The 13,162-nt window shown below is 67.0% G+C and carries 13 protein-coding genes; 9 read left to right on the top strand and 4 right to left on the bottom strand.

Annotated features, from left to right (window positions below; all coding sequences use genetic code 11):
* Positions 1-130: 130 nt before the first annotated feature.
* Both DIE17_RS30465 and DIE17_RS30460 read right to left on the bottom strand, forming a co-directional pair.
* Entirely contained in the window at positions 131-442 is a 312-nt protein-coding gene (locus DIE17_RS30465; RefSeq protein ID WP_124921500.1) for a DUF4148 domain-containing protein, read from the bottom strand.
* Positions 443-892: 450 nt separating this feature from the next.
* Positions 893-1,858, bottom strand: a complete 966-nt coding sequence (locus tag DIE17_RS30460; protein ID WP_124921499.1) for a GlxA family transcriptional regulator — start codon at positions 1,856-1,858, stop codon at positions 893-895.
* A 224-nt stretch (positions 1,859-2,082) separates the two neighbouring features.
* On the opposite strand from DIE17_RS30460, the gene DIE17_RS30455 reads away from it, so the two are divergent.
* From DIE17_RS30455 to DIE17_RS30415, 9 genes are all read left to right on the top strand, one after another.
* Entirely contained in the window at positions 2,083-2,724 is a 642-nt protein-coding gene (locus DIE17_RS30455) for an HD domain-containing protein (RefSeq protein WP_124921498.1), read from the top strand.
* A gap of 345 nt (positions 2,725-3,069) precedes the next feature.
* The gene (locus DIE17_RS30450) at positions 3,070-3,525 is read left to right on the top strand and encodes an antitoxin Xre/MbcA/ParS toxin-binding domain-containing protein (protein ID WP_044848829.1); all 456 of its coding nucleotides are present in this window, start codon (positions 3,070-3,072) and stop codon (positions 3,523-3,525) included.
* The gene (locus DIE17_RS30445) at positions 3,522-4,001 is read left to right on the top strand and encodes an RES family NAD+ phosphorylase (RefSeq protein WP_044848830.1); all 480 of its coding nucleotides are present in this window, start codon (positions 3,522-3,524) and stop codon (positions 3,999-4,001) included. Before DIE17_RS30450 ends, DIE17_RS30445 begins: the two co-directional genes overlap by 4 nt.
* 118 nt (positions 4,002-4,119) lie before the next feature.
* Complete coding sequence (locus DIE17_RS30440) at positions 4,120-4,542, top strand: hypothetical protein (RefSeq protein WP_124571910.1); 423 nt, start codon at positions 4,120-4,122, stop codon at positions 4,540-4,542.
* 247 nt (positions 4,543-4,789) lie between these two features.
* Positions 4,790-5,329 carry a hypothetical protein gene (locus tag DIE17_RS30435; RefSeq protein ID WP_044848832.1) on the top strand — a complete coding sequence of 180 codons (540 nt, stop codon included), beginning with the start codon at positions 4,790-4,792 and terminating at the stop codon, positions 5,327-5,329.
* 617 nt (positions 5,330-5,946) lie between these two features.
* Positions 5,947-7,197, top strand: a complete 1,251-nt coding sequence (locus tag DIE17_RS30430; RefSeq protein ID WP_124489712.1) for an exonuclease SbcCD subunit D — start codon at positions 5,947-5,949, stop codon at positions 7,195-7,197.
* Positions 7,198-7,200: 3 nt separating this feature from the next.
* Complete coding sequence (locus DIE17_RS30425) at positions 7,201-10,671, top strand: ATP-binding protein (protein WP_124921497.1); 3,471 nt, start codon at positions 7,201-7,203, stop codon at positions 10,669-10,671.
* Between the two features lie 121 nt (positions 10,672-10,792).
* Positions 10,793-11,317: an HD domain-containing protein gene (locus DIE17_RS30420; RefSeq protein ID WP_124921496.1), complete on the top strand. Its 525-nt coding sequence runs from the start codon at positions 10,793-10,795 to the stop codon at positions 11,315-11,317.
* Positions 11,318-11,326: 9 nt separating this feature from the next.
* A complete protein-coding gene (locus DIE17_RS30415; protein WP_124921495.1) occupies positions 11,327-12,031 on the top strand; it encodes a DUF429 domain-containing protein in 705 nt (234 codons plus the stop codon).
* Positions 12,032-12,192: 161 nt separating this feature from the next.
* Here DIE17_RS30415 and DIE17_RS30410 read toward each other — a convergent pair whose 3' ends face one another.
* On the bottom strand, positions 12,193-12,663 hold the full coding sequence (locus DIE17_RS30410; protein WP_124921533.1) for an ATPase: 471 nt from the start codon (positions 12,661-12,663) through the stop codon (positions 12,193-12,195).
* A gap of 265 nt (positions 12,664-12,928) precedes the next feature.
* A partial coding sequence (locus tag DIE17_RS37590) for a hypothetical protein (protein ID WP_185735402.1) occupies positions 12,929-13,162 on the bottom strand: 234 nt, incomplete at its 5' end.

Here is a 13,162-nt window from a genome sequence, read left to right as displayed (position 1 = left end):
GCGCATCGATCGGGCGTCGTGCGGCGCGCATGTCGCGTGCGCCGAAAACACAACACCCCGCCCCGATGGACGGGAGCGGGGTGTTGCGTCGGCAACGGGCGTATCGCGGAATGCGTCGCGTGCGGCAGTCTTACTGACCGAAATAGACCGAGTCGCGAGCGTTCTGCTTGACCGCGATCGCGCGGCCGGCACGCACGCCGCCGGCGGACTGTGCGCCGTAACCCGTTGCGTCGCCGTTCGTCACGCGCGCCTGCGCGGTCTGCAGCGCGTTCGGGTAGTGGACATCGGAGACTTCCGGCTTGTACCCGGCCTGTTCGAGCTGGACGAGCTCTGCGCGGACCTGGGCACGCGTCAGTTGGTCCGACGGGTTCGACTGAGCGAATGCGCCAAACGATGCGGACAGGGCGCTGGCAGCGGTGACTGCGTAGATGAACGACTTCATGATGACCTCCGGTTTTCGTAGATTTCGCGCTTCGCTTGGTTGCGTTGAGCGGTTGATTTGCATCGTAGCGATCGCGATACCGGTCGGAAATAGGCGTTCCAGCGAATAATTATTGCAACTGGGTAAACGATTCGCGGGAAAAACGGGTTTTGTCGGACGATTGTTGGCGTGTCTGATGGCGGTCACGGGTTGCGGTGGGGCAGGATCGTCGCGGCGGCGGTGAGTCGAGCATGGCATGTCGACGCAAGAACGACGGGCCGGCGCGCTACAGGACAGGAGCGTATGGCGACCGAACGCCGGCCTTGACCGATAGAAAGCTCAATTGAATCGGATAACGAAGTATTGATGGTTGGCATGGAAAATCCGCACGCCCCATCGCGTTGAAATCGAGACCAGCCTTCCTTCGCGCATCGACCGGAATGCCCGTGCCGTCTCGTCGCGCGTACCACATCACGCGTCGACGATCGCCTGCCGTTTCCGGTATTCGGCAGGCGTGATCCCGACATGCCGTGCGAACGACCGTCTGAGCGTATCGACATTCGCGAAGCCGCATTTCGCGGCGACCTGCTTCGGCGTGTCATGTCCGTTTTCGAGCAACTGGCGAGCCGCCGCGACGCGGGTCGCTTCGACCCACGCGGCCGGCGTCATGCCGACCTCCGCGCGAAAGAGCCGTGCGAAGTGGCGCGGGCTCATGCCCGCATGCTTCGCGAGTTCCGCCACCGAGTGCTCGAGTTCCGGATGACTGGCGATCCAGCGCTGGACTTCCTGCAGCACCGAACGCCCCGCCGGGCGCGCCGCGCCGCTGCGGCTGAACTGGAGCTGCCCGCCCGGGCGCTTGAAGAACATGACGAGTTGCGCGGCGACGCGCCGCGCGATTTCCCGGCCGAGATCCTCCTCGACCAGCGCGAGCGCGAGATCGAGGCCGGCCGTGACGCCGGCACCGGTGCGCAGCTTGCCGTCGCGTACGTACAGCGCGTCCGCTTCGACGGTGAGCGACGGATAGGCGGCGGCGATCGCATCGGCCGCGGCCCAGTGCGTCGTCAGGCGTCGTCCTTTCAGCAGGCCGGTCGCCGCGAGGATGAATGCGCCGGTGCAGATCGAGCCGTACCGTTTGCTTTGCACGGCGGCCGATCGAAGCCACGCGAGCACGTCGGTGCGCAGCGCGATCCGGCCGGCACTCGGTGCACCGGCAACGAGCAGCGTATCGATGCGATCGGGAATGTCGGGAGCGATCCAGTCGGCCAGCAATTGCGCGCCCGATGACGTGCGGATCGGGCCGGACTCGCTCGCGATGATCCGCAGCGTATAGAACGGTTTGCCGCTTTCGGCGTTTGCCTGTGCGAATACGTCGAGCGGCGCGGAGACGTCGAGCAGTTGTACGCCCGGTACCGCGAAAATACCCACGACCTTCGGCATGTTCGGTTGCGTGATGTGTCGATGTGTCGAATGTGACGCGTAGCAGTATAGACGCGCGGTGCGATGCGACGGGCGGGGCATCGGCGCATTACGCGGGTGCGATTCGATGGTTCCGGCAGTGGTGGCCGTCGATCGAGCAAAATGGCAGGATTTGGCGTAATACGCCGATTGATGCCAAACGACGGTCTCCGCAGAATGAATGCTGTCTTCCAAGGAGATCGATCATGACTGTGAACGTCGCCGGCATCACCCTTCCCGATAGCCAACTCGCGCGCGAGATCACCGAACTCGTACGGGATACCGAGTCCGAGCTGCTGTTTCATCACTCCAGCCGCGTGTACTACTTCGGTGCGCTCGCGGGCCAGCGCCGCGGGCTGAGCTACGATCCCGAACTGCTCTATTGCGGCTGCATGTTCCATGACATGGGGCTCACGCATCGACACAGCAGCGCATGTGAGCGATTCGAAGTGGACGGCGCCAATGCCGCCCGCGATTTCCTGAAGAGCAGGGGCATTTCGCAGCAGGACATCGACCTCGTGTGGACCGCGATCGCACTGCACACCACCCCCGGCATTCCGCAGCACATGCATCCGGTCGTCGCGCTCGTCACCGCCGGTGTCGAGATGGATGTGCTGGGCCTCACGTATCCGGAGTACGGCGACGTCGAGCGAGAAGCCGTCGTCCGCGCGCATCCGAGGACGCCGCGCTTCAAGGAAGACATCATCCAGGCGTTCTACGACGGTATCCGGCACAAGCCGGACACGACGTTCGGCAACGTGAAGGCCGATGTGCTGGCCGACAAGGATCCGCATTTCCATGCAGGCAATTTCTGCAGCGTGATCCGAGCGTCGGCGTGGGCCGGTTGATCGGTGTCGGTGGCGGGCGGGGCGGGGGGAAGGCAACCGGTGCGACGCATGTCGCATTCGGTGCCTAGACGGGGTGGGCGCCGTTTCGTCGATGGAATATTCATTAGAAAAGTTGTTACGTGACAACTTCATGACGTCAGTCAGCGACTTCATATACGTGAATTTCACGATCCCGCTTCAGACGCGCATCTCCGGCCGCGCGTGCCGGCGCGGCGAGCGGGAAGCCCCGTTTCGCCGACACCCGCAATTGCCCGCCGTCGACCGGTCGTCGACCGCCTGACGACCGAATCCGCCCGTCTTCGGCAAAACGCCTATAATGGTTGGGCAAATTGCCGGAGAAGAGTCATGAGTACGATCGCGTTTCACCCTTCGGGCGTCGCGCACCCGCGCCAGGCAGAGTTCACGATCCTCGAGCAACTGCTCGCGATTCGCGTGCGCTCGGGCGCCGATCTCGCGGAGTTGGCGAGCGCGCGTGTCGACGTCGCGGTGATCGACCGGCTGTCGGAGCGCGGCCTGAAGTCGGACGAACTCGCCTTCATCATCCCGCGGCGCACGCTGAGCCATCGCCGCCAGGCGCACGAACGGCTGTCGCAGGAGGAGTCCGACAAGGCGATCCGGCTGGCGCGCATCGTCGCGCAGGCGACGGCCACGTTCGGCGACCAGGACAAGGCGATGGCGTGGCTGCGCAACGGGCTCCAGCGCTTCGGCGGACGCACGTCGCTCGACATGGCGAGTACCGAGCATGGCGCGCGGCTCGTCGAGGAAGCCCTCACGCAGATCGACGAGGGGTACTTCGCTTGACGACGCTGTGGCGCATCAGCAATTACGCGGACCTGAAAGGCATCGGCGGATTGCGGGCCGGCGGGCGCTGGCATTTTGCCGGGCAGCCCGTCGTCTATCTCGCCGAGCATCCGGCGCTCGCGCTGCTCGAGACGCTCGTTCACTTCGAAATCGCCACCGTTGCGCAATTGCCGAGCGGCTACCAGCTGCTTCGGGTCGAGGTGCCTGAATCGGTGGATGTTGCCGAGATCGCGGAGGGCGATGCGCCGGCCGACTGGCGAGAAGACGTCGACTGGACCCGCAGCGCCGGCACCGAGTGGCTGCACACGCAGCCGAGCGCCTTGTTGCGCGTACCGAGCGTCGTCGTGCCGCACGCGCACAACTTCCTGTTGAATCCGCTGCACCCTGCCGCATCCGGGATCCGCATCGCCGAAGTCATGCAGTCGCCGTACGACAGCCGGATTCTGCGGCTGATCCAGTCGAACAAGAGCGAATAGGGCTGATTGCGCGCCGTCGCGCGGCACCGCGCCGATCAGCGCTCGCCTGCGGCTCCGGTCTGCCGGTCGCGGCGGGCAGGGTGCTGCACGTCACCAATGCGAAACATGAAGGCGGCACATGGCAGCAACGATCGATGAACAGAACGGCCACGCATCGTGGCAAGGGGGCGCCGTGACGAACGCGCATCTGCTCGAAATTGACGCCATCCTGTCGGGCCCGGGGTTTTTCGATTTTCTCGGCGACGTCGATTGCGATCGCGCGCTGGCCAGCCGCGAGGCGGAGCCGTTCGACGCCGGCTGGATGACGGCATTCGACGAAATCGACGGCGATCCGTGCGCCGTGCTGGACAAGCCGGCCGTGGATGCCCTGAGGGAAAAGGCGTTCAGGCTCGCGTTCCGGGCATCGGGGAATGCCGACATCGCGGCGTGCGTGTCGGACGACATCGAGCTGATCGCGCGAAGCCGGCTGTCGGGCCGCACCGACGGCTGGCCGTCACGCGTTCTTTGGGATGCCTACAGGAACGGCCGGTTTCCCTGCTAGCCGATGCGGCGTACCGGATGCGCCGATGCATGCGATCGGACGATGCCAATCACGTGCCTGCCGCGATGATTGTCAAACAGTGTGAGTCAATCGTCAGCATTTGCAACGGAAGTAACAGTCCCCGCAATTCGACGGTTTCGGGCGTGGGTGCGGCTACATTGGCTCCACCTGCCGCACGTCGCGGTGAGGCATGCGACAAGCCGCACGAAGGCGGCCCGCAGCAACAACGTCTTTGGGGAGAATGACCATGAACAAGATTCGCACGATTCTGCTTGGCGCCGCGCTGACGGCAATCGCGTCGGCCGCTTTCGCACAAACGGCCCAGACGGGCGCAGAAGGTTCCGCCGGCGTCGGCGCACAAGTCCAGACGCCGCTGCTCGGCGGCGGCGTGGGCGTGCAGGCGGGTGCAGGCGCGAATGCCGCGGGCTCGGGTTCGGGCGCAGGCAACCTGGTCGGCGGTGCGCTGAACGGCGTGGGCAAGACGGTCGGCGGCGTCGGCTCGGCAGCGGGCAATGCGGTTGGCGGTGCGACGCAGGCGGTCGGCTCGGCTGCAGGTTCGGCGAAGGATGCCGCGACATCGGCCGTGCACACGACGAAGTCGCACGTGAAGCACGTTGCATCCTCGGCAAAGAGCCACGCGCAAGGCGCGGTGTCGACGGCGGGTGATGTCGCAGGCGGCGCGAAGGCGAAGGCCGGCGAAGCGCTTGAGGGTGCGGCGAACTCGGTGCAGGGCGGCGCATCGGTCGGCGTGAAGGGTTCGGCGTCGGCACAAGGCGGCGCGCTGTAAGCGATACGCTTTCAGCCAAGGCCCGGCCCGCTTCGATGCGGGCCGGGTCTTTTTTTTGGCGCGAGCCGCGCTTCGCGGCCGCGTCAGTGTGCCGCGAACCGGAACAGGCGTGCCGCGCACCCTCTGCCCATTGCCTGCCCGCCATGCTTAAATAGCGGGGCTCCCGGTCGACGGTCGTTCTTGCGCGGCACCGGCCGATGCAGGCAAGCATGTCCGATCGGCATCATGACGACAGACGACTCCAAAGCGCTGCCGCGGCCCGCCCGGCGTGGTCCGATAACATTCCGAGGCACCACGACCATGACCATCCCGCTCCGTCTTCTCGCGCTTGCTTGCGTGCCGCGGCTCGCGGCTTGCGTGTCACCGCCCATGCCGCGCGGCGAGTGACGCGTGCGGCGTGAGCACGGTGGGCGCGAGGCCGGACGAATTCGCGGCGCCCGCTTTCAGGTACCATCCCGACCCGCTGGCGACGGGCGGCACGATCGGTGCGGGCGAGCGCCGCCACCCGCGACGGCGCATCCGGCGGCGGTCCGGACTGCGACCAGCGGCCGCGCGTCGTTCGACGGCGCACAATGCCGGTCGACATCGCCCCTTCGTCATGAAACAGAGGAATCTTCGTGAAGTTCATCCACGCCGCAGACATTCACCTTGACAGCCCGCTGCACGGCCTGAGCGCGTATCCGGATGCGCCGGCCGCGCAGTTGCGCAACGCGTCGCGCGAGGCGCTGCGGCAGCTCGTGGATCGTGCGATCGAAGAGGAAGTCGCGTTCCTCGTGATCGCCGGCGACCTGTACGACGGCGACTGGAAGGACCACAACACCGGCATTTTCTTCGGCCAGCAAATGGGCCGCCTGCGCAAGGCCGGCATTCGCGCATTCGTGCTCGGCGGCAATCACGATGCCGAAAGCGAGATGACGAAGAAGCTGACCTTGCCCGACAACGTCACCGTGTTCGGCCACCGCAAGCCGGAAACCTTCAAGCTGCCGGAATTCGACGTGGCGCTGCACGGGCAGAGCTTCAAGGACAAGGCCGTCGTCGACAATCTCGCGATCGGCTATCCGGATCCCGTGCCGGGCCATTACAACATCGGCGTGCTGCACACCGCGCTCGAAGGCTATGCGGCGCATGCAAACTATGCGCCGTGCTCGCTGGCGGAATTGCATGCGAAAGGCTACGACTACTGGGCGCTCGGCCACGTGCACGAATTCCAGCATTGGTCGGGGCCGTCGACCGTCGTGTTTCCCGGCAACCTGCAGGGGCGCCATATCCGCGAGACGGGCCGCCGTGGTGCGGTACTCGTGACGGTGGAGCAGGGCCGCACGCACGTCGAGCGCCTGTACCTCGACGTGCTGCGCTGGGAAGCGTTGTCGGTCGACGCGTCCGATTGCCTGACGGTCGCCGACCTGTCGAGAAAGATCGGCCAGTCGCTGGAGACGCTGTTGAGCGTCGATGGCCACGTGCCGCGCGCGGTGCGCGTGACGGTCACGGGCCGCACGCCCGCGCACGGTCTCTTCTTCGGCCGTGCGCCGCAATTGCGTGCGGAGGTGCTGAACCAGATCGGCATCATCGGCAACGAACGGCTGTGGCTGGAGAAGGTCCGGCTCGCGACGTCCGCGCCCGTGCAGCCGCAAGGCGAGAGCGAGCAACTCGAGGCGCTGGAGGATCTGAAGCAGATCCTGGCCGATGCCGCACACGATCCGGATTTTCTCGCGCTGCTCGAACGCGACCTGAAGCCGTTCGTCGGCAAGGTGCGCAGCGACGTGAAGGAAGAGGTGCCGCTGCTGACGATGGCGCGCGCCGGCGAACTCACGGCGCTGGTCGAGCAGGTCGGTCCCGCGTTGCTCGCGCGGCTGGCGAGGGGGGAATAAGCGATGCGAATCAGCCAGCTCGACCTGATCAAGTACGGCAAGTTCACCGACGAGACGCTGCGCTTTCCGTCGGCCGGCCAGGATTTCCACGTGATCGTGGGGCCGAACGAGGCCGGCAAGTCGACGATCCGGACGGCCGTGTCGGAACTGCTGTTCGGGATGAAACTGCAGACCCCGCTCGACTTCCTGCATGCGACGCCCGAACTGCGGATCGGCGGCGTGCTGGAGGGCGGCGCCGGCGCGCTCGCCTTTCATCGCGCCCGCGGGCGCAGTCCGCTGCGCACGCCCGCCGACGACAAGCTGCCGGACGACTATCTCGACGCCATCCTCGACGGCGCGACGCGCGAGTTCTTCGAGCAGATGTTCGGGCTCGACCACGGGCGGCTCGTCGACGGCGGCCGGAGCATTCTCGACGCGTCCGACAAGCTCGGCCAAGTGCTGTTCGAATCGGCGGCGGGTGTCGGCACGCTCGGCCCCGTGCGCGAGGAACTCGACGCGCGCGCGGCCGAGCTGTGGGCGCCGCGGCGCAGCGGCAGCGCATTCGCGCAGGCCGAGACTTCGTTCAACGAAGCAGTTGGCGAACTGAAGGCAGTCCAGGTGCGCACGCGCGACTGGGTCGATCGCAAGGAGGCGCGCGACGCGGTCGAGCAGGAGATCGAGCAGGCGCGCGTGGAGCAGCGTCGCCTCGAAGCGTTGCGCTCGAAGCTCGAGCGCGTGCGGCGGCTGGCGCCGTACCTGAAGGAACTGACGATCAAGGAAGCGGCGCTGGCCGAACTGGGGGCCGTCGTCGAGCTGCCGCCGACCGCGTATGCCGACTTGCTGAAAGCGCAAGGCGATCTCGCGGCCGAACAGAAGGTGCTCGAGGAACGGCGCGCGGACCTGCTCGCGAAACGGCAGGCGCGTGATGCGATCGATCCGGATGCCGACGCGCTCGCGCTCGAAGCCGATATCGAAGCGCTCGACCGGCTGCGCGGCGCATGCATGAATCATGCACAGGATCTGCTGTTGCTCGGCGCGGACGTCGAGCGGCATCTGTCCGCCGCGGGTTCGGCCGCCGCGCAGCTCGGCTGGCCGACCGACGAGACGTCGCTGCGCGCGGCCCTGCCGACCGCGCTGTCGCTGAAGACGGTCGCGAACCTGCTGCGCGACCACGGCGCGCTGCATCAGGCGCTGGCCGGCGCGCGCGAGTCGCTCGACGAGCGCACGCAGGAACTCGCGCAGGCACAGGAACAACTGGCGCGTCTGTCGACCGTCGATGTGCCTGAAGCGCTTCGTGCGGCGCTCGCCGATGCGCAGGGCTTTCGCAATAGCGGGCAGCGTGAACAGGCACTCGAACGCGACATCGCGGCCGCCGAGCAGACGCTGTCCGACGCGCTCGATGCGCTCGGCCAGTGGCGCAAGCCGGTCGACGCGCTGCGTGCGCTCGACGTGCCGTCAGCGGCTCGGCTCGGTGTGCTGCTGACCGAAGCGAGCGAACGCGCGAGCGCGGCCGCCGCCGCACGCGATGCACGGGACGGCGCGCAGGAAGAACACGAGCGGCTCGAACTGCAGGAGAAGCATTTCGCTCAGACCCACAAGGTCGTCACGACCGCCGAGGTGCTGGCGGCGCGCGCTCGCCGCGATGGCGCCTGGGGCGACGTTCGCAGCGGCGCGGTGGATCTGGCAACCGGCGCGCCGGCCGTCGACGATGCAATTCGCCTTGCCGACGAACTCGTCGATGCGCAGCTCGGCGCCACGCAAGCGGCGGCGACACTGCAATCGCTGCGTCAGCAGGTCGAATCCGCGCGCGTCGTGTTGACGCGCCGACAGGCGACCGTGGACGAGCGCGAACGCGAGCTGGCGGCACATCGCGACGCGTGGGCCGAACTGGCGACGACGGCCGGCGTGCCCGGCATGCCGCTGGCGGCGATGGGCGACTGGCTCGCCAAGCGCGACACGGTGTTTGCCGCGCAGCTCGAGCTCGACCGCCTGCGCCGCGAATTCGCGACGATCCGCGATGCGCGGGCCGGTGCGGAAGCCGCGTTGCGTTCGGCGCTGCGCATGGTATCGCGCGGCGGCGACGCCGACGGCCTGACGGCACTCATCGCGATCGCCGGGACGTTCGTGCAGTCGGCGGAGAAGACGCTCGCGCAAAAGGACAGCCTGGAGGACCGGGCGCGCGAAGCCGAACGCGGATGCGCGACGGCTCGTTCGCGCGCCGACCAGGCCCAGACCGCCTACGATGCGTGGCACGTGCAATGGCGCGACGCGCTTGCCGACGCGAAGCTGTCCGCCCATGCGGTGACGCTGGCTGCCGCGGAAGGTGCGCTCGCGCTCGCGAATACGGTGACCGCCGAACTGGCCGACGCCGATGCGCCGCGCAACCGGATGACCGCGATCGGCGCGGAGCTGGCCGCGCTCGAGGCCGGCGCACGGCGACTGGCCGAAGCGCTCGAGCCCGCGTGGCTGGCGAGCGGCGACTGGCTGGACGTTGCGCGCCGGTTGACGATGCGCGTTGCGGCCGCACGGGAAACCGCGCGTGCGATCGGTCGTGCCGACGACGCGGTGCGGCAGGCCGACGGCAAGGTCGCCGATGCCGCCGCCGCGGTGGCAGGCGCGGATGCGCGCATTCAGCCGTTGCTGCAACTGGCCGGCGTCGCATCGATCGACGCGGCGCTGCCACTGGCCGAGCAATCGGATCGGCAGCGCCAGCTTCGACAGGCCGTCGATGCCGCGAAGGAGGCGCTGGTGCGCGACGGCGACGGCTTGTCCCAGCCGGCCGTCGAGGCCGAGGTCGCTGAACAGGACATCGCCGACGTGCCCGCGCATCTCGAAGCGGTGAAGCAGTCGCTGGGCGACGTCGGCACGCGCCTGAACGCGCTCGCGCAGCAGCAGGTGGTGGCCCGGCAGGCATTCGGCGCGATCGACGGCCAGGCGAATGCGGCCGTGGCCGAAGCAAAGCGGCAGGAAGCGCTCGCGGCGATGGGCGATGCAGCGGAACAGTATCTGGAAGCGGCGACCGCGAGTCGCTTGCTGAAGTGGGCGACCGATCGTTATCGCGACCAGAAGCAGGGGCCGATGCTGCGCCGGGCGGGCGAGATTTTCGCGGGACTCACGCTGGGCGAATTCGCGCGGCTGACCGTCGACACCGAACGGACGCCGCCCGCGCTGTATGCGCGGCGCACGAAGGGCGCGTCGGTCGAGGTCGCCGGCCTGAGCGAAGGGACGCGCGACCAGTTGTTCCTCGCGCTGCGGATCGCGGCGCTCGAACTGCAGCTCGCCAGCAGGACCGCGCTGCCGTTCGTTGCCGACGACCTGTTCATCAACTTCGACGATGCACGTGCGAAGGCGGGGCTCGAGGCGCTGCGCGATCTGTCGGCGCGAACCCAGGTGCTGTTCCTGACGCACCACGATCACCTGCTGCCGCTCGTGCGGGACGTGTTCGGCGCGCAGGTCAACGTGGTCGCGCTGCAGCGCGAGGCAGCCGGCGCATGACGCCGGGCGGCCCGATGTCCCGATACGTGGGAATGGTCATCGCGTACAGGTAGTATGTGCGGTTCCGAAACGCACGCGACCGGTTCTGCCGGTCACGGGTCCGGCCACACGAGGGATCGATATGAACAAGCTGGTAGCTGCCATTGCGTTCGCGGCGGACAAGCATCGCAATCAGCGGCGCAAGGACGACGAGGCGTCGCCATACATCAATCATCCGATTGCGCTGGCCGCGGTGCTGGCCAACGAAGCCGGCATCGAGGACGAGCGCGTGATCGTCGCGGCGGTGTTGCACGACACGATCGAGGACACGGAGACCACCGAGCAGGAACTGCTGCGGCTGTTCGGCAAGGACGTCGCGGACATCGTGATGGAAGTCACCGACGACAAGTCGTTGTCGAAGGACGAGCGCAAGCGCCTGCAGGTCGAGCATGCGGCGACGATCAGCCGCCGCGCGAAGCTCGTGAAGCTCGCGGACAAGATCTGCAACCTGCGCGACATCGCCCGGCATCCGCCCGCGGACTGGCCGCTCGAGCGCAAACAGGCGTACTTCGACTGGGCGAAGTCGGTCGTCGACCGGATGCGCGGTGTACATCCGGGTCTGGAAGGGATCTTCGACGCCGCGTACGACGCGCGGCCGGCCGACTGACGCGCGGCCATGCGGGCGGCCCGATCCCGATCCGTCGCGCGGTCACTGCCTGCGGTGGCGGGCGTCGACGTGGGCGGCGACAGGAAGCAGTGCGACCTCGTGATCCTGCGCGGCTCGACGATCGTCCGGCGCGAGGCGCGGATCGCGCCCGAAGCGCTGCCTTCGCTGTGTATCGAGCATGACGTGGTGGCGGTCGGCGTCGACGCGCCGAGCCTGTGGTGGACCGGAAGCGGGCGCCGGGCGGCCGAGCAGGCGCTCGCGCGTGAACGGATCTCATGTTTCCCGACGCCGTCGCGCGAGCAGGCCGTGGCCAGCACGTCGGGCTTTTTCGACTGGATGTTCATGGGGGAGCGCGTCTACCGCGCGCTGGCCGGCGCCTATCCGCTGCTGACCGACGCACGGTATGCCGGCGGGCGCGTGAGCTTCGAGACTTATCCGTACGCGATTACCTGTGCGATGCTCGGCAAGTCGATTGCGTCGGCGAAGCAGAAACGCAACCAGCGGCGGCAATTGCTCGCGCAACTCGGAATCGATGTTTCGACGCTGCGATCGGTCGACGCGCGGGACGCCACGCTGTGCGCATTGACCGCGCAATACGTGATCGACGGCAGCGCACACGCGTATGGCGATGCGGAGGGCGGGTATATCCGTGTACCGGTCGTCGGCGAGACGATCGTTCTCGATACGCTCCAGTCACGGGCCGCGGTTCGCTGATACCCGTGAACCCGTGGCAGCGGGGTGAGCTTTTTCGGGAGGCGCATCGGACTGCCGACGTCACGGTGTCGAGCAGGGACGGCCGTTCGGCATGTGCGGCGCAGGTGGCGTGCGCATCGACATAGGCAGTCGACGCACCGTATGCCTCACGGCCGTGATGCTCAGTCTTCGAGAATGGACTTCGGTACGCTGGAGAGATCGCAGGCATCTGCCTGCTCGAAGTAGCCTTGCGCGTCGTCGATCATCACGACCGCGACGTCGATCAGTTCGTCGAGCCGCTGCAGCAGCGATTCGCGCCACTCGATGTCCTCGTCGCGCTCGGGCGTCTTGTCGAGCTGCTCGATGATCGAGTCGGCGGTCTGCAGGAACGGGATCGCCTGTTGATAGTTTTCGATCGAGACCATCGCTGCGTTGCGCGCGCCGACGAGCCGTTCACGATGCTCGTCCGCCAGTTCGGACTCGCCGCTGATGCGCGGCAGTACATCCGAGATGCGTTGCAGGAGCGGCGGGGCCTGTTCTTCGAGCATGACGGCGCGCTCGCGCAGCGCGGCGTATTCATCGCGGAGATCGGCGTCGCCGGATTGTGTGGTGCTGTCCATCGTCGGTGTGAGTGCGTTGTTCGATCGCGGCATGATACTCGACGGCGTGCGCCCCCTCGTTTGTTCCGCAGCAGGATGACGAGAGCGCGACGCCAATACGGAGCGCGGTGGAACAGAGGATGTCGTCGACCGCCTATATATAGGAGGAAAGAAGGCGGCGTCCCGGATCCGCCGTGGACTTCTCGCGCTGCAGTATGTATTGAGCGTGACACCCCAAGCCCCGAGCGCGGCAGCGCACGGGGCTTTTTCAAAATATTTTCACAAAGGGGGTTGCGCAGACGAGGGCAGGTGCTTAGAATCACGCCTCTTTCGCGCTAACGGAAACGCGGCGCGGGAGAAGAAGGGAAGCGGTGCTGTCGGGCGGGTCGTAGCGGCCTCGGCGGTGCAGGAAGTTGAACCCCAGCCGTCGCAACGAAGTAGTTAAAAAGTTGTTGACGAACTGAAAAAGACGGTTCATAATCTCGCTTCTCTGCTGCTGAAAACGCAGCGCTGCTGAGAAAGCCTCCGGGTCCTCGCAGAAATGCTCTTTAAA

The sequence above is a fragment of the Burkholderia sp. Bp9099 genome (assembly GCF_003857805.1).
GTDB lineage: Bacteria > Pseudomonadota > Gammaproteobacteria > Burkholderiales > Burkholderiaceae > Burkholderia.
This window is presented reverse-complemented; position numbering and strand designations above follow the sequence as displayed.